The sequence below is a fragment of the Nonomuraea longicatena genome, from assembly GCF_039525605.1.
In the GTDB taxonomy this organism is placed as follows: domain Bacteria; phylum Actinomycetota; class Actinomycetes; order Streptosporangiales; family Streptosporangiaceae; genus Nonomuraea; species Nonomuraea longicatena.
In genome coordinates this window covers 605,921-626,893 of record NZ_BAAAHQ010000001.1, presented here as the reverse complement: position 1 = coordinate 626,893, position 20,973 = coordinate 605,921, and the positions used below count along the sequence as shown (strand labels likewise).

Here is a 20,973-nt window from a genome sequence, read left to right as displayed (position 1 = left end):
TTGTTCGGTGAGTCGGCCGGTGGAATGAGCACCTGCGCACTGCTCACCTCGCCCGCCACGAAGGGGCTGATCGACAAGGCCGTCATCCAGTCCGGATCGTGCATGCTCGACTGGGTCAGCGGTACCTACCTCCCCCTCCCCGGCATGCCGTCGTTCACGCCCTACTCCTCCAGGAAGGCGAACGCCGCCACCGGCGAGGACGCGGCCAAGAAGCTCGGCTGCGCGCCCGGAGAAGAGCTGGCGTGCATGCGGGCCAAGCCGGTCGCGGAGCTGATGAAGGTCAACGACACCTTCTCCAGCCAGCTCGCCTACGACACGCCGCTCCTGCCGCTCAACCCGCCCCAGGCGCTGCGCCAGGGTGATTTCCTTCGGGTCCCGGTGCTCTCCGGCGGCACCAAGGACGAGAGCAACGGCTTCATCTACGGCGCCGGCAAAGCCGGCTTCCCGGTGACCGCCGCCAACTATCCGGAGCTGATGAGAGGCGCTTTCGGGGCGAAGGCGGACGCGGTGCTGAAGAAGTACCCCTTGGCCGACTACGCCTCGCCGGCCCTGGCCTGGGCGACGGTGGGCAACGACCGGGCCTGGGGGTGCCCGACCTTCGCCGGCAACACGGCGATGGCCGCGCACACCAAGGTGTACGCCTACGAGTTCGCCGATGAGAAGGCCCCGAACATCGGAGAGATCGCCGCCGACTTCCCGCCGGGCGCGCAACACGGCAGCGAGCTTCCCTACCTGTTCGACCTGGGCGGGTACGAATGGCCGACACTCACGTCCGAGCAATGGCGCCTGGCCGAGCAGATGATCGGCTACTGGACGGCCTTCGCCCGTACCGGAAACCCGAACTCGGCCGGCGCGCCTGACTGGCCCGTCTTCACCAAGGCCGGCAAGACCGTTCTCAGCCTCAAGCCCACGAGCCAGGGCGGCATCGGACCCGCCGACTACAGCAGCGCACACCGCTGCGACTTCTGGCGCGGCCTGACCGGCTGACCGGACGAAGCACCAAGGGCGACTGCGGCCGAGCCGCAGGCTCCCGCCTGCGGTTTCACGGACGTCCGGGGTCCTCCGCTTGGAGGACCCCGGACGGCGAGTTGGACGATGGTGCGGCCGGGTGGGAGCGGGGAGGCTCGCCGTATGACAGCGATATCCGTTCGGGAGCTGCGCAAGTCGTACGGCGGCACGCCCGCCGTCGACGGCGTCTCCTTCGACATACGCCAGGGTGAGACCGTCGGCATCATCGGCCACAACGGCGCGGGCAAGACGACCACGGTCGAGTGCCTGGTCGGCCTGCGCAAGCCCGACAGCGGCACGGTCGAGGTGCTCGGGCTGGACCCGGCGACCCGGCGCCGGGAGCTGGCCCGGCGCATCGGGGTGCAGTTGCAGGACAGTGCGTTGCCCGACCGCATCAAGGCGGGCGAGGCCATGCGGTTGTTCGCCTCCTTCTACCCGAGGTCGGCGAACTGGCGGCGGCTGTTCGAGACGTGGGGCCTGGACGGGCTGCGGAACAAGGCGTTCGGCGACCTGTCCGGCGGGCAGAAGCAGCGGTTGCTGCTGGCGCTCGCGCTCGTGGGCAGGCCGGAGCTGGTCGTGCTCGACGAGCTGACCACGGGGCTGGACCCGCTGGCCCGGCGGGAGACGTGGGAGCTGATCGGCGCGCTGAAGACCGCGGGCACCACGATCTTGCTGGTCAGCCACTTCATGGACGAGGCCGAGGCACTGAGCGACCGGGTCGCGGTCTTCAAGGGCGGCCGGGTCGCGGCCTTCGGCACTCCGGACGAACTCAAGCGCGCCGCGGGGGCGAGTTCGCTGGAGGGTGTGCTGTGAGGGCCTTCGCGCACCTGTCGGCGACCGAGCTGAGGCTGCTCGGCCGCGACCCGGGCAGTCTGTTCTTCATGGTCGCCTTCCCGCTGATGCTGCTGTTCCTGAACAGCGGCAGCAAGACGCCGGGGAACTTCATCCCCGGCTACCTCGCGATGATCCTGGCGATCGGCGGCATGGCCGCGCTGCCGGGGATCGTGGCCACCTACCGCGAGCGCAAGGTCCTGCGGCGGCTGGCGACGACGCCGATGTCGCCGCTCGCGCTGCTCGCGGCGCAGGTGGCGGCGCAGCTCGTGATGGGACTCGGCGGCGCGATCCTGGTGGTCGGCGTCGGCATGGCGGCGCTCGGGGTGCAGGCACCGGACAACCCGGCGGCGCTGGCGCTGGCGTTCTTCATGTCGTCGCTGATGACGTGCTCGATCGGGTTCGTGATCGCGGCTGTGGCGCCGCGCGCCCGGGTGGCCGACCTGCTGGGGCTGCTGGTCATGTTCCCGATGATCTTCCTGTCCGGTGCGGCGGTGCCGCGCTCCGGACTGCCGGACACGGTGCGGGCACTGGGCGAGTACCTGCCGCTCACGCAGGGCGTGACCGCCCTGGCGGAGAGCTGGTCCGGCACGCCGACGGTGCTGCCCCTTCTGATTCTCACCGGGATAATCACGATATGTACGGCAATAGCGGCAACGCTGTTCCGGTGGGAATGAACCGCTGGACCCGCGCCTTCCACCTGCTCTTCTTCGCCTGCCTGGCGATCCCGGCGGCGGCGATCCTGTTGCGGGGCCCCGGCGAGGACGGCGCGCCGACCCTGGCGCTGACGGCCTTCACGGCCCTCTATTACGGCGTCTTCGTGGTGCGCCGCCCCGACCTGCTCGAACGGCTGAACCCGATGGCCTGGCACTACCTGGTGCTGCTGAGCCTGCTGTTCGTGCTCATCTGGCGCGACCCGGTCTACGAGGTCACGCAGTTGTTCGGCATGTGCTCGCTGCCGTACGTGCTGCTGCCGAAGAGGTGGGACTACGCGGGGGCGGTGCTGCTGGTCGGCGCGGCGTTCATCGCGAGCGGGCGGTGGGAGCAGATCGACGAGACGCCGTCCTCGCTGTCCTACCTGGTGGCCAACGGAGCGCTGATCGTCGTCTTCGGGATGTTCGCCAACCATCTCGTCAAGGAGGGCGAGGTGGGGGTGCTCCAGGAGCGGGCCCGGCTGGCCAGGGAGATCCACGACACGCTGGCCCAGGGGTTCAGCGGCATCATCACCCAGCTTGAGGCGGCCGAGCAGGCGGGCGACGACCCGGAGGCCGTACGGCGCCGCATCGTGATCGCCAAGCGGCTGGCCCGCGAGAACCTGCGGGAGGCGCGGCGCTCGGTCCAGGCGCTGCGCCCCGAGCCGTTGGAGCGTGCCAGGATCGACCTGGCGCTGCACGACGTGGCGGCGCGCTGGTCGGCCGCGTCGGGGGTCACCGCCGCCGTGTCCGTGGACGGGGCGCCCAGGCCGCTGCCGCCGGAGGTCGAGGCGTCGCTGCTGCGGGCGGCGCAGGAAGGGCTGAGCAACGTGGCCAAGCACGCGCGCGCCAGCCGGGCGGCGATCACGCTGTCGTACATGGACGACGAGGTGACGCTGGACGTGCTGGACGACGGCGTGGGCTTCGAGCGCGCAGGCCCGAGCGGCGGTTACGGGCTGCAGGCCATGAGGGAACGCGCGGGCGTCGCGGGTGGCACACTGACGGTGGAGTCGGCACCGGGGGAAGGGACGGCGCTGTGCGTGAGCATCCCGTACGTCTGATGATCGTCGACGACCATCCGGTCGTCAGGGACGGGCTGCGCGGCATGTTCACCGGGCTGGCCGACATCGTGGTGGTCGCGGAGGCGGCCGACGGGCGCGAGGCGCTGGTCAGGGCGCGAAGCTGCGAGCCGGACGTGGTGCTGATGGACCTGCGCATGCCGGTCCTCGACGGCGTGGCCGCGATCAGGCTGCTGCGGCAGACACATCCGGCGGCCCGGGTGATCGTCCTGACGACGTACGACACCGACGGCGACGTCAGCCGGGCGCTGGCCGAAGGGGTGGCGGGCTATCTGCTGAAGGACACCCCGAGGGAGGAACTGCACCGGGCGGTGCGCACGGCCGCGAACGGCGGGCAGGTGCTGTCGCCGACGGTCGCGACGCAGCTGATGACCCGGTTGAGCCGGCAGGAGCAGCCCACTCCGAGCCCACGCGAGCTGGAGGTGCTGCGGCTGGTGGCGAAGGGGGCGGCCAACAAGGAGGTGGCGCGCGCGCTGCTGATCAGCGAGACCACCGTGAAGACCCATCTCAAGCACGTCTACGCCAAGCTGGGCGTGGACACCAGGGCGGCGGCGGTGGTGGCCGCGATGGAGCGCGGGCTCCTGTGAGCAGGAGCCCGCGTCCGTCAGGTACTAACGCCGCTTGACGTGGACGTAGTCACGGTTGCTGTGGTCACCGTAGTGGCCGGCGTCGCCGTTGTAGACGAACTTCCACTGGCCGGACTTCGTGGCCTTGGCCTTGGTCCAGATGTTGCCGCTGTAGTTGGACCAGGTGGACTTGACGTACTTCCAGTGGCTGGCGCCCTTCGCCTTGAACAGCAGGCGCACCTTGCCTCGGTGGCCTTCCCACGAGCCGCTGTCGTCGACCTGCAGCTTGGCGCGGAAGGTCAGCGTCCTGCCGCGCTTGATGGGCTCGGGCGAGGCGTTGAACTTGATCACACGGCTGTCGTCCTTGCCGGGCGGCTCGGGCGTCGGGGGCTCGTGGTCGTCCACGCGTACCCAGTCGGGGTCGCTGCTGGAGCCCCGCAGGCCGTTGGAGCCCTCGAAGACGGCCTTCCACGAACCGGAGCGGTAGGCGGTCGCGCTGGCGTGGAAGCGGCCGTGGCGGCCGGTCACGTCAGAGGTGACGTACTCCCACCTGGAGGAGTGCTCGCCCCTGAACAGGATGGCGACCTTCTCACCCGACAGCCCGTCCCAGCCCTCACCCTCAAGGGAGCCGGTGAAGTTCAGGCGGTCGCCGCGCTCGACGGGCTCGGGGGAGGCGTCGAAGCCGGCGATCCGGGTGTCGAGGACCTTCTGGGACCTGACCTCGAAAGAGCCGCTCTTGGACGACTCTCCCTCGCCGGTGGCGACGACGAGGAAGTTCCAGCGTCCGGCGTCCTTGGAGTCGAAGGACTTGGTGCCCGTCCAGCGGGTCCACTCACCGTGCGGGGAGGGCCGCAGGTCGACCTGGCCGCCGACGCCGACGTCGCCGGGCGCGCGGAGCTGCAGTTCGGCCTTGCCCGCTCCCTTCGTCGTGAAGGTGAACGTCGCGGTGACGGGGTGGTGTCGGACGACGATCGGCGAACCGGGACTGATGTCCACCGAGGAGATCGTGGGATTCGTTGACGCGGAGGCGGCAGGCGCCAGGGCTACTGCCCCGGCCCCCATCGCGAGCGCGACGGTTACCGCCTTCAGGCGTTGCGACATGCGGGTTTCCGTCCTTTCTGAGGAACCGCACTGACGAACGCGGCATTGAGGGTGCCACGTGCTTTCATCTAGTAGACGTAAGGTCTCAGCAAAAAGTTCGGAAAATACATTCCCATCATGAAATCGGGTCAAATCCCGCCAGGAGCGGCCGTGCGGCCTGCGGGGAGCCCCGCCGTAAGGGCATAATCGGGCTTGTGGCGCGCGACACAGTTGAGACTCATTTCCTTCAAGCGGTGGCCGATTTCACGACCGGCGACCCCCGTGATCCGGCAGGCCCGGTGCGCGCAGGCAGCGCGCTCAGTGGCGAGCAGGCCCTGGAGCTGTTCAGACGTCAGCTCGACAGCAGGCTGCTCGACATCGCCGCCCGCTGGCTGCGGGAGCAGGACCAGGGCTTCTACACGATCGGCTCGGCCGGGCACGAGGGCAACGCGGCGGTGGCCGCCGCGTTGCGCCCCACCGACCCCGCCCTCCTGCACTACCGGTCCGGAGCCTTCTACCTGGTGCGCTCCGCGCTCGCGGGCAGGCTGCCCGAGCAGGGCATCCGCGACGTGCTCCTCGGACTGTGCGCCGCCGCCGACGAGCCGGTGTCGGGCGGCAGGCACAAGGTCTTCGGACACCCCGACCTGGCGGTGATCCCGCAGACCTCGACGATCGCCAGCCATCTGCCGAGGGCGGTCGGCGTCGCCTTCGCGATCGAGCGGGCGAGCGCGCTCGACGTCGCGTCGGCCTGGCCCGCCGACGCGATCGCCGTGTGCAGCTTCGGCGACGCCTCGCTCAACCACGCCTCCGCGCAGAGCGGGCTCAACACCGCCGCCTACGCGACCTACCAGGGCCAGCCGCTGCCGCTGCTGCTCGTCTGCGAGGACAACGGCATCGGCATCAGCGTCCGCACCCCCAAGGGGTGGGTGGAGGCGGCCGCGCGGCGGCCCGGCATCGAGTACTTCTCCGCCGACGGCAGCGATCTGATCGACGCCTTCGAGGCGGCCTCGGCGGCGGTCGCCCACGTGCGCACCCACCGCTCCCCCGCCTTCCTGCACCTGTCGACGGTGCGGCTCATGGGGCACGCGGGCTCCGACGTCGAGGCCGCCTACCGCACCCAGCGCGAGATCCGCGCCGACCTGGAGCGCGACCCCCTGCTGCACACCGCCCGGCTGCTGATCGAGTCGGGGCTGGTGACGCCGGAGGAACTGCTCAAGGCGTACGAGTCCACGCGCGACCACGTGCTGCGCATGGCGCTGGAGACCACCCGCAACCGCCGCCTGCAGTCGGCGGAGGAGATCATGCGGCCGCTGGCGCCGCGCCGGGCCGACACGATCGCCAAGATCAGCCCGCTGTTCGCCGAACCCGAGGTACGCGAGAAGGCGTTCGGCGGGGTGCTGCCCGAGTCCGACAAACCGATGACGCTGGCGCAGTCGATCAACCGCACGCTGACCGACGCCCTGGCCGTCCACCCGGAGATGATGGTCTTCGGCGAGGACGTCGCCAAGAAGGGCGGCGTCTACGGCGTCACCCGGGGGCTGCAGAAGCGCTTCGGCCCGGCCCGGGTCTTCGACACCCTCCTCGACGAGCAGGCGATCCTCGGCCTCGGGCTGGGCTCCGGTGTGTCGCACCTGCTGCCGGTGCCCGAGATCCAGTACCTCGCCTACCTGCACAACGCCCTCGACCAGATCAGGGGCGAGGCGGCCACGCTGTCGTTCTTCTCCCAGGGCGCCTTCACCAACCCGATGGTGGTGCGGGTGGCCGGGTACGCCTACCAGAAGGGCTTCGGCGGCCACTTCCACAACGACAACGCCATCGGCGCACTGCGCGACATCCCGGGCCTGGTGATCGCCTCGCCATCGCGGCCGGACGACGCCGCCGCGATGCTGCGCACCTGCCTGGCCGCGGCCCGGACCGAGGGCGCGGTGTGCGTCTACCTCGAACCGATCGCGCTCTACCACACGCGCGACCTGTTCGACGAGGGCGACGGCGGGTGGCTGGCGCAGTACACGCCGCCGTCGCGCTGGGCCGAGACCCACGTGCCGATCGGGCGCGCCCGCTCGTACGGCGACGGCCGCGACCTCACCATCGTGACCTTCGGCAACGGGCTGCGCATGAGCCTGCGCGCGGCCGTCAGACTCACGCAGGAGGGCTACAGCTGCCGGGTGCTCGACCTGCGCTGGCTGTCACCGCTGCCGGTCGAGGACCTCCTGCGGGCGGCCGAACTGACCGGCAAGGTGCTGATCGCCGACGAGACCCGCCGAGGCGGCGGCGTGTCGGAGGGGATCGTGGCCGAACTGGTCGACGCCGGGTTCTCCGGGGAGATCGCGCGGGTCACCTCCCGCGACAGCTTCATCCCGCTCGGTGAGGCGGCCGATCACGTGCTGCTGTCGGAGGAGGAGATCGAGGCCGCGGCGCGCAAGCTGCTGAGCTGAGGCGGGGGCATGGGGTTCATCCTGGTGATGCTGCCGCCGCACGACGCCGCCACGGACGGCTGGGCGGAGCGGCTGGCGCGGGCCGTACCCGGGATCGAGGTACGCAGCCCGGAGACGGCGCAGGCGGCCGAGGCGGCGCTGCGCGACGCCGACGCCGCCTACGGGCGCCTGCCCGAGCACCTGCTGCGGCACGCCCGGCGGCTGCGCTGGCTCCAGGCGCCCCAGGCCGCGCCCCCGCCCGGCTACTACCACCGGGCGCTCATCGAGCACCCGCTGACCGTCACGAACATGCGCGACACCTACACCGACCACGTGGCCACCCACACCCTGGCCCTGGTGCTGGCGCTGGCCAGGGGCCTGCCCGCGTACGTCGGAGACCAGGCGCGCGCCCGCTGGGCCCCCGACCGGGATCCGGGGGCGGTGCTGTCGCCGGCGGAGGCGCACGCTCTGATCGTCGGGGCGGGCGCGGTGGGCGCCGAGGTCGGGCGGCTGCTGGCGGCGTTCGGGACCACGGTGACCGGAGTGGACCCACGTCAGGCCGGGCGGCCGCTGCCCGGCTTCGCCGCCGTCCACCCGGCCGAGGCGCTGGACGCGCTGCTGCCGGAGGCCGACCTGGTGGTGCTGACCGTGCCGCACACTCCGCGCACCGAGGGGATGATGGACGCGGCCCGGCTGGCCCGGTTCAGGCCGGACGCCTACCTGGTCAACGTCGGGCGCGGCCCCACCGTACGGCTCGACGCGCTCACCGAGGCGCTGCGTGAGGGGCGGCTGCGGGGCGCGGCGCTCGACGTGTTCGAGGACGAGCCGCTGCCCGCCGGGCATCCGCTGTGGTCACGGCCGGAGGTGCTCATCACCCCGCACGTGGCCGGGGTGGGACCACACAGCGCGGAGCGGCGCTTCGCCGTGCTGGAGGAGAACGCCCGGCGGTTCGCGGCCGGGCGGGAGCTGGTCAACGTGGTGGACAAGGCCGACTGGCACTGACGCCTCACAGCCAGTCGCGGCGTTTGAAGACCAGGTAGAGGATCCCGCACACGGCGGCCATCAGCAGCATCGCGAAGGGGTAACCGAGCGACCAGTGCGTCTCCGGCATGAAGTCGAAGTTCATGCCGTAGATGGTGCCGACGAGGGTGGGGGCGAACAGGATGGCCGCCCAGGCGGAGATCTTCTTGACCTCCTCGCCCTGGCGGATGCTGGCCTCGGTCATCTTGGCCATCTCCTCGTTCTGCTGCTGGTTCACGAGGGTGGCGTTGATGACCAGGATGTCCTGGAGCATCTGGCGGAACCCGGCGACCCGCTCGGTGACGGTGATCGCGTGGTCGGCGACATCGCGCAGGTAGCTCTGCAGTTCGTCGTTGACGCCGTACTTCCCCGCGCCCGCGGTGAAGCGGTCGATCATCTGCACCAGCGGCGCCGTGGCCCGCTGGAACTCGATGACCTCGCCCGACAGCTCGTAGACGCGGCGCGAGACGGCCGGGTCGCCGCCGAACACCTGTGCCTCGATCTCCTCGATGTCCTTCTGCAGTCCGGCCACCACGGGGGCGTAGCCGTCGACGACGGCGTCCAGGATCGCGTACAGCACGGCCTGCGGGCCCTGGCGGAGCAGTTCGGGGTCGGACTCCATGCGCTTGCGCACGGCTTGCAGGTCGGGCGCCTCCGCGTGGCGGACGGTGATCACGAAGTCGGGGCCGACGAAGACGTGAAGCTCACCGAAGGCGACCTCCTCCGCCTCGTCGAGGTAGCGGGCGGCGCGCAGGACGACGAACAGGGTGTCGCCGTACCGGTCGGCCTTGGGCCGCTGGGAGCCGACGATCGCGTCCTCCACCGCGAGCTCGTGGAGCTGGAACTCCTCGGCGAGCTTGACCAGCTCCCAGTCCTTCGGGCGGTACAGGCCGATCCAGGCCATGGTGCCCGGCATGTCCTTGAGTCGCTCGAAGGCGTCGGCGAGCGAGCCGGGGTTGTCGAGGCGGTCGCCGTCGCGGTAGAGCGCGTTGTCGATGACGGTCGGGCGGTATGGGGACTCCTCCACGGCGCGGGGGTCCATGGAGTGCTCGGGTGCCTCCTCGCGGGTGCGTCCACCGTGAAGGAACCCCTTGATCCGTGCCATCTGTCACCGTCCTTCCGCTTCTATCAGATCATGTCGGAAGCATTCCCCCAGCACACAGCCCGTAGCCCCGCCGGCCCTGGGGCGAGGATCGAGCGCGCTGCCGCCATGTCCGCGTCAGAATGTAGTTCTATGACCACGCTCGTGACTTTACCCGGATAGGGTCTTTCCCTGATGGAGACGTTCCTGGCCCAGCTCGTGAAGGTACAACCGGCGCCCGAGCCGTGGGTCGTGGTGGTTTCGGCGCTGGCGGCGCTCGCCGTCGTCACGTTCGCCGCGTCCTGGCGCGTGGCGCGCGGCCTGGTCACGATCGCCCACGAGGGCGGCCACGCGCTCATGGCGCTGCTCACGCGCCGCAAGCTGGAGGGCATCCGGCTGCACTCCGACACCTCGGGCGTGACCCTCACCAGGGGCCGCCCCACCGGGCCAGGCATGGTGCTCACCGCCCTCGCCGGATACCCCGCCCCGTCGCTGCTCGGCCTCGCAGGCGCGGCGCTCACCGTGCAGGGCCGCATCACGCTGCTCGTGTGGGTGGTCCTGCTGCTCCTGGTGTGCATGCTGCTGCTCATCCGCAACCTGTACGGCGCGCTGATCCTGCTCGTCACCGGCGGCGCCGTCTTCGCGCTGTCCTGGTTCGCCCCGATCGAGGCGCAGCAGGCCGTCGCGTACGCGGCCGTGTGGTTCCTGCTGTTCGGCGGTGTGCGGCCGATCGTCGAACTCCAGCGCAAACGCCGCCGGCGGCAGGCCCGCGACTCCGACGCCGACCAGCTCGCCCGGCTGACGTTCCTGCCCGGCGGCTTCTACGTGGCCTCCTTCCTCCTGGTGGCGGCGGCGAGCGCGGCGGCGGGCGGCTATCTGATGTCGCCGTTCTGAGAGCAGGCGATGTTCGTGCAGTACGTCGGGGAAGCGCCCGCACCCACCTCGCTCGCCTGCTCGACGTCATCAACCGGGACTCCGGGCCTCCCCCTGGCGTCCTGATCCGCGGATTCCCGGGTGAGTGGCAGGAATCCGGTCGTCTCCGGCTGTGTCCCGGTCGATGTCCGAACGGCCGGGCCCTGACAGCACGGCTTGGCGGAAGCGAGACCAGGAGCGGGACAACAGTGTCGGTGGGAACCCGTACCTTAGTGCGCGTGTCCGAACAGCCTCTGACCCTCGACGCCGCGCTCTCCGACGAAGCGGTGCTGTCGACCTACCGGCGGATGTTCGCCGCGCTCGCCCGCGACAGCGGCGCCGTCGTCGACGACCCCGTGCTGGTCGACATCGCCGAAACGCTGTTCACGGCGTTCGCCGAGGCCGGTGAGGAATGGCTGACGCACGAGCAGATGCGCCACGTCTGCCGCGCCTACTCCGGCGAGCAGTTCGACAACCGCCTGCGCGTGCTCAAGGGGCTCGGCGCGATCCGCGAGGTCTTCCCCAAACCCAACCAGCTCCGCTACCGCGCCTCCTTCACGAGCGTGGTCGGGCTCATGTTCATCAGGCGGATGATGGACGACGGCGGCCAGTCCGAGATGCACCGCCTGCTCGCCCTCGAAGACCTCAACGTCGCCGACCCCCGCACCACCATGGAGCAGGCCAGGCAGAGCGCGGTCAACCTGGCGCGGGCCTTCCGGCTGTGGGCGCTGGAGCTGATCACGCTCACCACCGGCACCATCGAGGAACTTCGTGAGCAGGCGCCCAAACTGTGGGGCACCGAGGAGATCGCCCGCCGGGCCCAGGGCCTCCACGGCACGATCCTGACCCGCTGGCCCGCCCTCGACCGGGTGTGCACCGAGCTGCGGGCCGCCATCTACTCCTACAGCGACGCCTCCCGGCGGGCGGCCGGGCGGCTGGCCGACTCCGCCGGAACCACCCGCAACCTGACCCTGCTGCCGACCGAGACCTGGCGCACGTTCGCGCAGACCGCGTCCAAGGAACGGCTGGCGGCGGTCCTCGACGGGTTCGTCTTCGACGCCCCGGCACCCTGGCACGATCCGGCCGCCATCGCCCGTGCGGTGGACGAGGCGCCCCGGCCGGTGCCCGCGCAACCCACTCCCCCTCGGTCCACCCTGCCCGACGACGGGCCGTCCGGCTCGCTCGACCAGTCGCCCGGTGCGGCGCTCGAACGCCTGGTCCAGGTGGCCGAGTCCCTGCTCGGCGGCGGCGACCGGGTGGCGCTGGCCGAGGCGGTGCGCGACGACTGGGCGGCTGCGCGGCGGCTGCTGTCCGACCTCACCAGCATCGACCTGCGGCCCGAGCTGCCATATCGCCTGACCTGGTCAGACACGTTGAGCGTCGATCCTGGCCGCGAGCCCGCATGGCTCTCCCACGGCTTCCTGGAGCGCGTCCGGTGACCGTCCCGCACCCGGCCGCGCAGCGAACGAGCGGTCGGCGGGGACGGGACGCCCGAGCGGTCACCCGGCCCCGAGCAGGCTCGGGGCGGGGCGGGTGCGGCAGCTCGCGTGGGAGAAGACGGCAGCGGTAGGCGGATGAACGAGAAGGACCAGGTAGTGGGACACGTGAGCGAGGACGACCCCGCAGCGCATGCGCGGGCGCGGGCGGGCGGGCCGCTGCGGCTCGGAGCGGGAGTCGCGGCGCCTGCGGGCATGCTGAGGCTCTCGTACGGCGACACCACCGGCACCGCGCTGCCCGTGTGGCCGGACGGGGTGACGCCGTCGCTCCTGGAGGAGCACCAGGTGGCGCCGATGCCGATCGAGCGGGCGGGCGAGGCCAGGCGCGTGCTCGCCGCCTGTCTCAGGTGCTGCTGGACCGACCTGACCACGGACCCGTGGCCCGGCGGCTCCGCCCCGGTGGAGCAGGTGCTCGACACCTACCGGGCGTTGATCGGCCGTACGGACGACCTGATGCGCAACTGGGCCGTCGGCGCGCTGCGGCGGCTGCACGACTCGGCGTGGATCGTCCTGGCGGACGGGATCGTCCGGCTCGGCCCCCGGTGCGCGCTGTGGCCGGTCGAGTCGTACTCCCAGTTGAAGGAGCTGGTCCGCCGCATCCCCGACCCCGACCGCGACCTCACGGTGGTGGCCGACGCCGACCTCGTCGCCGCCGTCCCGGAACCCGAGGCGCAGGCCCTCGAAGGGCGGGTCGAGGGCGGCGGCACGGAGTTCGGCGACCTGCTCGACGCCTACGACGAGCGGCGGCGGGCGGAACTGGTGGCGGCGTTCGTGGCGGTCGAACACGCGGCCGAGCCGGTGCTGGAGGCGAGGTTCGCGGCGCTGCGCGACCCGGCGATGCGGCACACTCTGGCCGAGATGCTCGCACTGCGCGGGCGGGTGCTCGTGGCCCACCGCGAGCGCTGGACCTCCGGCTACGCCGACGCGGTGGCCGCGCGCACGCCCGGCGTGCCGGGCGAGGCCGAGCGCGCGGTGCTGGCGCTGATCCTGGTGCACTCGGTGGCGATCCCGCGCGCCGAGGGGCTGCTGCCCGAGGACACCTGGCTGTCGCCGCACCCCACGCCGGTCGACGAGTTGCGGCGCCATACCCAGTTGCCGATCGGTGAGCTGGAGTCCGCGCTGCGGGCGCTGCGGCACGCGGGCCTGGTCGGACAGGTGAAGGCGGGCGAGGAGCAGGGCGGGTACGTCCCCGGCCCGCAGTTCCACCGGCTGACCCCGGCGGCGCGGCAGCGCCTGCAGGAGGAGCTGATCCTGGCAGCCGGCCCGCACACACCGCTGGCCACAGCGGTCCGCGCCCGGAGGGCGGCCTCATGAGGACGGCGGGTCACAGCGATCCACGCCCCAAGAGCGGCTACGTGAGGACGGCGGGTCACGATCTGACAGAACCGGTAGAGAGAGGGTATGGGGGTTGAGCGTGTCGCAGGTGGAGAACGTCGTCGGCGACCGGGTGCTGATCGCCATGCAGGCGGTCAACATCTCGCGGTTGTCGACGCATCCGGTGCCCACGGTCCCCGGCACCCTGATCGTGGTGGCCGGAGCGGGGCCGAAGGACTCCAACGGTGCGGGCAAGTCGTCGTTCATCGCGTCGATCACGGCGCTGCTGGGCGATGAGCAGTGGCGTTTCGCGTCGGGCGCCAAGGCGGTGTCCGAGCTGCTGTTCAACGCCGAACTGGCCAGCGGCGCCGGCGCCAAGCAGTGGGCCAGCGCCGACCACGGCTACATCGTGGGCGTGTTCGGCCCCCCGGGCGCCGACGAGTCCGTGTTCACCAAGCCGGCGGGTGCCGACGGATCCATGTCCAGCGGGCCACCGGAGCCCGGCGCCGTGTCCAGCGGGCCGCACGAACCCGGCGACGATGACGAACTGGGCGCCGGACCGGCCGGGACGGACGCGGCGGACCGTTCCCACGCGGAGACGGCCGGCCGCTCGGATACAGCCGACCGTTCCCACGCGGCGACGGCCGGCCGCTCGGCCACGGAGACGCCCCATGGTTCAGGCCCGAGGACGACCGGCCGTTCGGGCGCCGAGGTCGCGGCCGGGCCGGGTGGGGGCGGTGAGCTGTTCGAGCTGCCGGACACCTCCGGCGGGGCGCTGACGGTGTGGCTGCGCGTCAACCAGGAGGCCCCGCACCTGGAGATCCGCTGGCGCGAGGGCGTGCACCTGGCGGCGGCCGCGTCCGAGGCCGAGCGGGTGGCCCGCGCCGACGACCTGTGGGCGTCGCTGCCGCGTTCGGCGGGCCGCCGCGACGTGGTGGCCCGCGACCTCACCAAGGTCCTGTACGGCGACCGCGTCCGTTGCGTGTCGTTCCTGTCGACGTCGGTTCGCAGCAAGGTGGCCACGAACCTGCTGTCCCAGCCACTGAACGAGATCTCCCCCGAGCGGGTGTTCGAGGCGATCGCGGCGCTGACCGGCCTCGACACCGAGCTTGAGCAGGAGCGCGAGGCCCGCCGCGACGAGCACGCGAGGAGGGTGAAGGCGGTTCTGGCGAGCGAGCGGCTGGCGGAGTTCGAGTCCGAGTCGAAGGCGCTGGTGACCACGTTCGACCGCCGCGACGAGGCGAGGGTCAGGCTGGCGGAGTCGCTGCGCTGCTGGCGCGGACGGCAGGCGCGCAAACTGGCCGACGCCGCAGACCGCGACGAGGCGCTCGCGGCCGACAGCGCGCGCCACCGGCGCGCGGGAGAGGCGGCGGCGGAGGAGATCGCCCGGGTCCAGGCCGAGATCGCGACGCTGAAGGACGACACGCTGGACCGGCGGGTGGGCGAGGCCAGAAAGGAGCTCGCGGCGCTGCAGGCGAGGGCGGCCAAGCTGGAGTCCGACCGCGCGGTGGCCGCCAACTCGGCCGACGAACTGCGCCGCCGCATCCCGGGGCTGGAGGAGGAGCGCCGGTTCGCCGACGGCCGAGACGTCCCCGCCGCCGAGGGCGAGTCGCGCACGGCCCGCCTGCGGCTCAACGAGGCGTTGAAGGCGCTCGGCGTGGCCGACCAGGAGGCGGCCTCGGCGCAGGCGGCGCTCGACGACGCCGAGGGCGGCCCGGCCGCCGCCCAGCTCAACACCCTGACGGCGGCGGGGGTGGAGGCGACGGGCCTGCTCGACGCCCTCGACGTCGCGGAGCAGGCCCGCGACGACAACTCGGCGCAGGCGCTCACCGGGCTGCGCGGCTGGCCGCACGAGCACGCGGTGATCGTGGACGCCGCCCGGCTCGACGCCGCCGCCGCCGCGCTGGCCGATCTGCCCGGCTCGGTGCTGGTCAGCGCGGCCGGGGTCAGCGTCGTGGGCGCCTTCGACGGGGTGGCGACCGGGCGGGAGGCGCGGATCAAGGCGGCCGAGCACCGGCTGCACCGGGCCAAGGACGGGCAGGAGACGGCCGCGCAGGCCGTCCGGCAGGCGGAGGAGGACGTCGCGCAGGCGCAGCGGCGCCTTGAGGGCGCCAAGGCGGCCGTCCGCCTGGCCGAGGTCGAGGAGCGGCTGGCCGAGCGGCGCGAACGGCTGGCCGAGCTGAGCGCCGCCCTTGAGGAGGCCGCGCCGAAGGTGGCGGAGGCCGAGCGCCAGGCGGGCGCGCTCGACTTCCGTGCGCGTACCCGCGACATGGAGATCGAACGGCTGGAGGGCCGCCGCCAGCGGCTGGAGGCCGAACGCGGCCAGGCGGCCGTGCAGGACCGGAAGGTGGGCGCCGAACGTGATTCGCTCAAGCTGGAGGCGCTGGCCGCCGACTGGGGCGGCAGCGTCGAGGGCGCCCGCGAGTGGGTCGCGGCGCTGCCGGAGGAGGAGCGGCCACGCGGCGCCGACGAGTGGTGGCGGCTGGCCGAGCGCGGCTTCGACCACGCCTACCGCGACACCTTCCCCGAAGCGGACGCCGAGGTTCCGGAGGAACTGCGCTTCCTGATGTCCGAGCGGGCGGGCAGTTCCGCGCGCGAGCAGGCCACGTTCGCGGCGGTGTGCGGGGCGTTGGCCTCCTATCTGCGCGGGCAGGAGGAGTACGAGAAGCACCAGCGCCGCCAGATCGAGGCGCAACTCGTCTCCAGGCAGCGCGACCTGGCCGCGGCCGACAAGGGCGCCGAGGAGGCCGCCCGGTCCACGGCCGTGCACCGGGCGGCGCTGACAGCGGCGATCAAGGCGCGGCTGGCGCGGGTGGCCGAGGAGTTCGAGAAGCTCGACACCGGCTACGGCGGCTACGGCGCGACGCTGGAGTTCCCGGTCCCGCCGCCTCCGGCGGACCCGGAGCAGCGCTGGCAGTGGCGGGTCACGCCGAAGTGGCGGCGCGGCGACGGGCAGGGTTTCGTGCCGTACAACCGGCGGGCCAACACGGCGCTGATGGACGAGAAGGCGGTCAAGCTGGTGTGTGCGGCCGCGATCGCCTCCTCCGGCGGCGGGCATCTGTGCCTGGTGCTCGACGAGTTGGGCCGCAACCTGGGCAAGGAGCATCGGCGCGAGGCGGTGGCGCTGTTCCGGCGCATCGGCGAGACGTACGGGATCACGGTGATCGGCGCGTTGCAGGACGACATGGAGCCGTACGCGATCGACGCGTGCGGGCAGTACATCAAGTTGCGGCGCTCTTCCGACGCGATGCCGTACAACGAGCCGCCGGTGATCGTCGGGCACGACGAGCACGCGGCGCGGGTGCGGGCGCTGGCGGCCTACGTGGAGCGCTGACCTCGGGTGGAGAATGCGGGCGCTGGCGGCCTGCATGGAGCGCTGACCTCGGGTAGAGGGGTGCGGGCTCTGGCGGCCTGCACAGGGCGCTGACCTCAAGGAAGGGTCGCGAGTGCTGGGAACCTCCGTGGAGGGAAGGGGTCGCGGGTGTGCCGAACGGGTGGTCGTGAACCGGGGCGGTGGGGCGTCCGCCGACCCTAGCCCACCGGCCACCAAGCGCTGGCGCGTCGCGCGAGCGGCACGATCCGCGGCTCGGCGGTGCTCGGGTTGGTGGCCCTGCTTCTCCAGTGGATCTGGCGGAAGTCCCGTGCGCCTGACCGGCACGCGGGCGGCGGGGCGCTACGTTTCCATCCGATGACGTACACCGCCTCCGATGCCGACGGGCATCGTGCCATGGCGCTGGCGCTCCGCGTCGGCGAACTCCTGCTCGGCAGCGGCGAGGCGACGGAGAACGTCGGCGGCGCCATGCGGCGCATCCTGGAGGCGTACGGGATGCGGCACGTGGAGGCGGACGTCAACCTGTCGGCGATCACGCTCTCGCATGTGCCGGACGACGGCCGCGCCGCGACCACCGCCGAGCGGCGGGTACGGCGGCGCCAGCCCGACTACGACCGGCTGATCGCCGTTCACACGCTCGTCGGCGAGATCGCGTCACAGGGGCTGTCGCTCGGCGAGACGCAGGAGCGGCTGCGGGAGATCACCCGGCGGGTCAAGGTGTACCCGGACTGGCTGGCCGTCACCGCGCTCGCGCTGATCTCGGCCTCGGCCGCGGTGCTGATCGGCGGCGGGCCGATCGTGGCGGCGGCGGCGTTCGTCGCCACCGTCGCCGGTGACCGTGCGGGTGCGTGGCTGGCCAGGCGGGGGGTGCCCGAGTTCTTCCAGACGGCGCTCGCGGCCAGTTTCGGCGCGCTCGTCGCGGTGCTGCTCATCTGGCAGGACGTCGCCGTCCAAGCCTCCGCCGTCGTCGTCGGCGCGGTGATCGCGCTGCTGCCGGGCCGTCCGCTGGTGGCGGCCGTGCAGGACGGGATCGCGGGCGAGTACGTCACCGCGACCGCCCGACTCACCGAGATCATCTTCATCGTCTCGGCGGTGATCTCGGGGATCGGCTCGATGCTCACGCTCGCGGTCTCGCTCGGCGTGCGCATCACCGTGGACAACGTGCCCGCCGCGCCGCTCACGCTCGCCCCGCCGCAGCTCGCGGGGGCGATCGGGGTGTCGCTGACGTTCGCCGTGGCGCTGCTGGTGCCGCCCCGCCACCTGCTGCCGGGGGCGATCGGCGGTGGGCTGATCTGGACGACGTTCGTGCTGCTGGTGTGGAACGGGGCGCCCGCCGTGGTGGCGACGGCGCTGGCGTCGGCGGTGATCGGACTCGCGGGAACGGCGTACGCGCGGCTGGTACGGGTGCCCGCGACGGTGTTCGTGATCCCGGCGATCGGGCCGCTGCTGCCGGGCAGCGCGTTGTACCGGGGGCTGCTGGAGCTGAGCATCGGGGAGCTGTCGGTGGGGACGCTGCACCTGATCGAGGCGCTGTCGCTGGCGTTGGGGATCGGCGCGGGGGTGATCGTGGGGGCGGAGATGTTCCGCGCCTTCCTCGGCCGTGACCTGGCCCGCCGCATCCGCCCGGCCTCCCGCCGCACCCGGGGCTACTGAGCGGCTTCGGGCAGATTCTCTCCTACGGCACAGCCGCCCACCCACCACTCACCGCACTCCGGCTGACGACCTCCAGGAACACGCTCCTCCTCCCCCACCACCCCGCCGTGACGCCGCAACGGAAGCGTCGTGCGCCGAACAACCACTCGGCCATCGCCGCCCGCCCCGGTCGCACTCGCGTTTCATCGCTCGTTCGGCTGGGTCAGGGACTCTGTCGCCGTCTCGGGGAGGACCAGCAGGCACAGGGCGCTGAGCACGGCCATCGCCGAGACGTACACGCCGACGGCGAAGCCGCCCTGCAGCACGGTCGCCACCAGCGGCGGCACCGCGCCGCCGAGTACGCCGCCGAGGCTGTAGGCGACCGACGCGCCGCTGTAGCGGTACTCGGTGTGGAACAGTTCCGGCAGGTACGCGCCCATCGGGCCGAAGATCAGCCCCATCAGCGCCAGCGCCACCGTGAGCGCCACCCCCACGAGCACCACCGAGCGGGTCTCCATCAGCGGGAACATCACCAGCCCCCACACCACGGCACCGGCCGTACCCGCGAGGAGGGTGCGCTTTCGGCCCGCCCGGTCGGAGACGATCGCCGACACCGCCGTGCCCGCCGCCATGAACACCACGCCCACCATGGTCAGCGCGAGCATCGTCGTCCTCGGGAGGCCGAGCGTGGCCGTTCCGTACGACAGGCAGTAGACGGTGGCCGTGTAGAAGAGGGTGTAGGCGATCGTCATCGCGCCCGCGCCGAGCAGGACCCGCCGCCACTGGTGGCGCATCAGCCCGGCGAACGGCACCTTGGCGATGCGGCGCTGGTCCATCGCCTGGCGGAAGACGGGGGTCTCCGCGATCCGTACCCGGACGTAGAGGCCGATCAGCACCAGCAGCAGGCTCGCCACGAACGGCAGCCGCCAGCCCCACGACCTGAACTGCTCCTCGCTCAGCGTGACCCCGAGGACCAGGAAGAACCCGTTGGCGGCGATGAATCCCACCGCCGGGCCGAGCTGCGGGAACATCGCGTACAGGCCGCGTTTGCCGGGCGGGGCGTGCTCGGTGGCGAGCAGCGCGGCACCGCCCCACTCGCCGCCCAGTCCAATGCCCTGGGAGAAACGCAGCAGCACCAGCAGGATCGGCGCCGCCACCCCGATCGCGGCGTATCCGGGCAGCAGCCCGATCGCCACCGTGGACAGGCCCATCAGCAGCAGCGAGGCGACCAGCATGGACTTGCGGCCGATCCGGTCACCCCAGTGCCCGAACAGCGCCGAGCCGAGCGGACGCGACAGGAACGCCACGGCGAACGTCGAGAACGCGGCCAGGGTGCCCGCCGTCGCGTCCATCTCGGGGAAGAACGCGGTGTTGAGGACCAGGGCGGCGGCGGTGCCGTAGATGTAGAAGTCGTAGAACTCGATGGCGGTACCGACCAGGCTCGCGACGGCGACTCTGGTCCTCGTCGGCGTGGTTTCCTTCATCACACCTCACAGCGTGCAAGATCGGCCCGGTTCGGACAATCGACGATACCCACGGTGACGGACCCCGGTCAGGTGACGGTCACGGCAGGATGCTTCCATGACCGCCGACCGCCACCGCCCCGGCTATGTCCGCCGCCGCCTCGCCCGCTTCGTCCTGCTGTACGCTCTCGCCTTCGTGACCGCCGCCGCGATCGTCGCCGCCTTCCTGCTCACCCGCTGACCGGCCCACCGGCCGAGGGCGACACGACCTGCCGCGCGACCAGGGCAGCAGCCCGCCCGGCCTGCTCACGGCGGGTCGGAGCCGCCCAGCACCGACAACGTCGATCCGGTGCGGGTCTTGGCGACGCGGAGCTGGGTGGGGATCCGGGTGCGGAGTTCGGCGACGTGGCTGACGATGCCGACGGCCCGGCCGCCGTCGCGCAGCCCGTCGAGGATGTCGAGCACGCCGTCGAGCGTTTCCTCGTCCAGCGTGCCGAACCCCTCGTCCACGAACAGCGTGCCGATCTCGGCACCACCCGCCTCCGCGGTCACCACGTCGGCCAGCCCCAGGGCCAGGGCCAGCGAGGTGATGAAGCTCTCGCCGCCCGACAGCGTGGCAGGGTCGCGGTCGACCCCCGTCCATCCGTCGGCGACGCGGAGCCCGAGCCCGCCGCCCGACCGGCTCCGGGTGCCCGCCGTCCTGCGCAGATCGTGCTGGAGCCGGTAGCGACCGCCGGACATGTGGTCGAGCCGGTCGTTGGCCGCCTCCACGACCTGCCGGAGCCGCTCCCCCAGCACGAACGACGACAGGCTCATGTTCCATTGGTTGTCGCCCGAGGTGCCCGAGGTGAGCGCCGCCAGCCGCTCGGCCAGCCGGAAGTCCTCCTCCACCGGACGCCACCGGGCCAGGCAACCGTCGAGGTCCTCGTGCAGCGCGCCCAGCCGCTCCGCGCGTGCCCGCGCCCGGTCGCGGGCCGACGCCGACGCCGTGACCTCCGCCTCGGCCAGCTCGCGGGCCTGCTCCAGTCCCGCGAGGTCCGGCGCGGGCTCGGCG

Annotated in this window: 17 protein-coding genes; 13 read left to right on the top strand and 4 right to left on the bottom strand. The window is 72.2% G+C overall.

The features are described 5' to 3' along the window. From ABD120_RS02800 to ABD120_RS02780, 5 genes are all read left to right on the top strand, one after another. A partial coding sequence (locus ABD120_RS02800; protein WP_343948050.1) for a carboxylesterase family protein occupies window positions 1-987 on the top strand: 987 nt, incomplete at its 5' end. A gap of 144 nt (window positions 988-1,131) precedes the next feature. Continuing rightward, window positions 1,132-1,821 (top strand): ABC transporter ATP-binding protein, encoded by a 690-nt coding sequence (locus ABD120_RS02795; protein WP_343948049.1) that lies wholly within the window; start codon window positions 1,132-1,134, stop codon window positions 1,819-1,821. Continuing rightward, a complete protein-coding gene (locus ABD120_RS02790) occupies window positions 1,818-2,516 on the top strand; it encodes an ABC transporter permease (protein WP_343948048.1) in 699 nt (232 codons plus the stop codon). The genes ABD120_RS02795 and ABD120_RS02790 overlap by 4 nt, the downstream gene beginning before the upstream one ends. Continuing rightward, window positions 2,513-3,592, top strand: a complete 1,080-nt coding sequence (locus ABD120_RS02785) for a sensor histidine kinase (protein ID WP_343948248.1) — start codon at window positions 2,513-2,515, stop codon at window positions 3,590-3,592. Before ABD120_RS02790 ends, ABD120_RS02785 begins: the two co-directional genes overlap by 4 nt. Beyond that, window positions 3,568-4,197, top strand: a complete 630-nt coding sequence (locus tag ABD120_RS02780) for a response regulator (protein WP_343948047.1) — start codon at window positions 3,568-3,570, stop codon at window positions 4,195-4,197. Before ABD120_RS02785 ends, ABD120_RS02780 begins: the two co-directional genes overlap by 25 nt. Before the next feature lie 24 nt (window positions 4,198-4,221). Here ABD120_RS02780 and ABD120_RS02775 read toward each other — a convergent pair whose 3' ends face one another. Beyond that, window positions 4,222-5,277 carry a hypothetical protein gene (locus tag ABD120_RS02775; RefSeq protein ID WP_343948046.1) on the bottom strand — a complete coding sequence of 352 codons (1,056 nt, stop codon included), beginning with the start codon at window positions 5,275-5,277 and terminating at the stop codon, window positions 4,222-4,224. A 233-nt stretch (window positions 5,278-5,510) separates the two neighbouring features. Here ABD120_RS02775 and ABD120_RS02770 point away from each other — a divergent pair, with 233 nt between their 5' ends. Together ABD120_RS02770 and ABD120_RS02765 are read left to right on the top strand one after the other, a co-directional pair. Next, a complete protein-coding gene (locus ABD120_RS02770) occupies window positions 5,511-7,691 on the top strand; it encodes a thiamine pyrophosphate-dependent enzyme (protein WP_343948045.1) in 2,181 nt (726 codons plus the stop codon). Window positions 7,692-7,700: 9 nt separating this feature from the next. Further along, the gene (locus ABD120_RS02765; RefSeq protein WP_343948044.1) at window positions 7,701-8,672 is read left to right on the top strand and encodes a D-2-hydroxyacid dehydrogenase; all 972 of its coding nucleotides are present in this window, start codon (window positions 7,701-7,703) and stop codon (window positions 8,670-8,672) included. A gap of 4 nt (window positions 8,673-8,676) precedes the next feature. On the opposite strand, the gene ABD120_RS02760 is transcribed toward ABD120_RS02765, so the two are convergent. Beyond that, window positions 8,677-9,795 (bottom strand): magnesium and cobalt transport protein CorA, encoded by a 1,119-nt coding sequence (locus tag ABD120_RS02760; protein WP_343948043.1) that lies wholly within the window; start codon window positions 9,793-9,795, stop codon window positions 8,677-8,679. 171 nt (window positions 9,796-9,966) lie between these two features. Between ABD120_RS02760 and ABD120_RS02755 the strand changes: the two genes are divergently transcribed. From ABD120_RS02755 to ABD120_RS02735, 5 genes are all read left to right on the top strand, one after another. After that, window positions 9,967-10,665, top strand: a complete 699-nt coding sequence (locus ABD120_RS02755) for a M50 family metallopeptidase (protein WP_343948042.1) — start codon at window positions 9,967-9,969, stop codon at window positions 10,663-10,665. Window positions 10,666-10,922: 257 nt separating this feature from the next. Then, on the top strand, window positions 10,923-12,122 hold the full coding sequence (locus ABD120_RS02750) for a hypothetical protein (RefSeq protein ID WP_343948041.1): 1,200 nt from the start codon (window positions 10,923-10,925) through the stop codon (window positions 12,120-12,122). A 135-nt stretch (window positions 12,123-12,257) separates the two neighbouring features. Then, window positions 12,258-13,493: a hypothetical protein gene (locus ABD120_RS02745; RefSeq protein WP_343948040.1), complete on the top strand. Its 1,236-nt coding sequence runs from the start codon at window positions 12,258-12,260 to the stop codon at window positions 13,491-13,493. Window positions 13,494-13,593: 100 nt separating this feature from the next. Next, on the top strand, window positions 13,594-16,827 hold the full coding sequence (locus ABD120_RS02740) for a chromosome partitioning protein ParA (RefSeq protein ID WP_343948247.1): 3,234 nt from the start codon (window positions 13,594-13,596) through the stop codon (window positions 16,825-16,827). Between the two features lie 354 nt (window positions 16,828-17,181). After that, a complete protein-coding gene (locus tag ABD120_RS02735) occupies window positions 17,182-18,477 on the top strand; it encodes a threonine/serine exporter family protein (protein ID WP_343948039.1) in 1,296 nt (431 codons plus the stop codon). Between the two features lie 182 nt (window positions 18,478-18,659). On the opposite strand, the gene ABD120_RS02730 is transcribed toward ABD120_RS02735, so the two are convergent. Further along, window positions 18,660-19,940: an MFS transporter gene (locus tag ABD120_RS02730; RefSeq protein WP_343948246.1), complete on the bottom strand. Its 1,281-nt coding sequence runs from the start codon at window positions 19,938-19,940 to the stop codon at window positions 18,660-18,662. Window positions 19,941-20,037: 97 nt separating this feature from the next. Between ABD120_RS02730 and ABD120_RS02725 the strand changes: the two genes are divergently transcribed. Further along, a complete protein-coding gene (locus ABD120_RS02725; protein ID WP_343948038.1) occupies window positions 20,038-20,160 on the top strand; it encodes a hypothetical protein in 123 nt (40 codons plus the stop codon). Between the two features lie 65 nt (window positions 20,161-20,225). On the opposite strand, the gene ABD120_RS02720 is transcribed toward ABD120_RS02725, so the two are convergent. Beyond that, on the bottom strand, window positions 20,226-20,973 hold a 748-nt coding region (locus tag ABD120_RS02720; protein ID WP_343948037.1), incomplete at its 5' end, for an SbcC/MukB-like Walker B domain-containing protein.